At 56.9% G+C, this 1362-nt stretch carries 3 protein-coding genes; all 3 read right to left on the bottom strand.

From position 1 onward, the window contains the following. A partial coding sequence (locus AK963_RS32825; protein WP_139117775.1) for a hypothetical protein occupies positions 1–765 on the bottom strand: 765 nt, incomplete at its 3' end. Beyond that, a complete protein-coding gene (locus tag AK963_RS29010; RefSeq protein ID WP_066018729.1) occupies positions 765–1031 on the bottom strand; it encodes a hypothetical protein in 267 nt (88 codons plus the stop codon). The genes AK963_RS29010 and AK963_RS32825, both read right to left, overlap by 1 nt. Then, positions 1031–1362: hypothetical protein (locus tag AK963_RS34005; protein ID WP_175404723.1), on the bottom strand; the 332-nt coding region annotated here is incomplete at its 5' end. The genes AK963_RS34005 and AK963_RS29010, both read right to left, overlap by 1 nt.

Genomic DNA, 1362 nt, shown 5'->3' with positions numbered 1-1362 from the left:
GCGGGTTTCCACTTCCGCTCTGTCGGCTTCGACTTGCGTGTGTTTGGTGGTGATGTCGGTCTGTTTGGTGGTGATGTCGGATTGACGGGCGATGATGTCAGTTTGTCGGGTCTCCACGTCCTGACGGTTGGTTTCCACTTCGCCATGTTTGGTAGTGACGTCGGTCTGTTTGGCGGTGACGTCAGACTGGATGGCGGTGATGGTTGTCTGCCTGGTGGTGATGTCCGCCTGACGGGTGATGATGTCGGTCTGTCGGGTGGCGACGTCCTGTTGATTGGCTTCGACTTCGGCCCGCTTGGTTTCGGTGTCGTTGAGTTTACTGGTGACGTCCGCTTGTACGGACTTGATGTAGTCGGCGTTGAAGAGGGTGTCCCAGTAGAGGCCGACGATGGGGTCGGTACCGGTGTGGGCTTCAGTGCAGATCAGCCAGTTCTCGTTATGGGTCACGATGTCGTGTATTTCGTAGGCGGTGCCTGGAGTGTACTCGCCTTTGTTTTGCCAGAACTTGAATTTGGCGACGGGTTGCCAGCCTGCTTCGGAGTCGACGAAGACGCCGTGACGGTATTCCACGAAGAGGGTTTGCGTGTTGAAGCGCATGTCGACGTTGGCAATAAGGTTGCCGTCGTCGCTGAACAGATCGTCGAGAATGTCGGGGACGGAGCGACCGCCCTTTTCCATCGCTTCGAGGTAGGTGTCGAGCAGGTGTTCGCCGGTGTATCGGGAGGTGAACCGAATCTGGCTGGTTGTGGGCTTGGTGGCTGACATTATTCAAGCTCCAGTTTTTTGATCAGGCGGGCCAGCTTGGCCTTGGTCAGTGAGTACTCGGCGTTGTTGTCCAGGTAGGCGTTGATGCTGTCGATGTGCAGACGGCATTCGTTGATCTGTTCGTGCAGGGTGCGGTTGGTGTTGATCAGTTCGTCGATGACGCTTTGCTGTTGTTCGAACATGGAGTCGAAGTACGCCAGAGTGTGCGGGTTGACGTTGGCTCGCAGGGCGTTGAGTTTCGGGTTGGTGAGTTTGTGGTTGCTCATTATCTGGCTCCTGCGGGGACGAGGTTGCCCTTCTGGACTTCGTTCTGGATGTGCTCGTTGGGCTGGACGGAGGCTCCACGGGCTTTTTCTGCCATGGCCATCTGTTGTGATGGGGTCGGGCCTTGCTGACGCTCTTCTTCGGAGATGCGGAACTGGTCGAGATCGCTGATGCCCATGGATCGTATGGCTTCCTCGGCGATCTTGTTCATCTTGTACTCCATGTTCAGGCCGGTCTGGGACATCATCTGGAGCATGTTCATCCAGGTTTCGGGGGAACGGGTTGGCTCGATGGGGAGTGTGCCGTCGACCACGAGGTAGTCGATGTCGCCCT

This window comes from Endozoicomonas atrinae (assembly GCF_001647025.1).
GTDB lineage: Bacteria > Pseudomonadota > Gammaproteobacteria > Pseudomonadales > Endozoicomonadaceae > Endozoicomonas > Endozoicomonas atrinae.
This window is presented reverse-complemented; position numbering and strand designations above follow the sequence as displayed.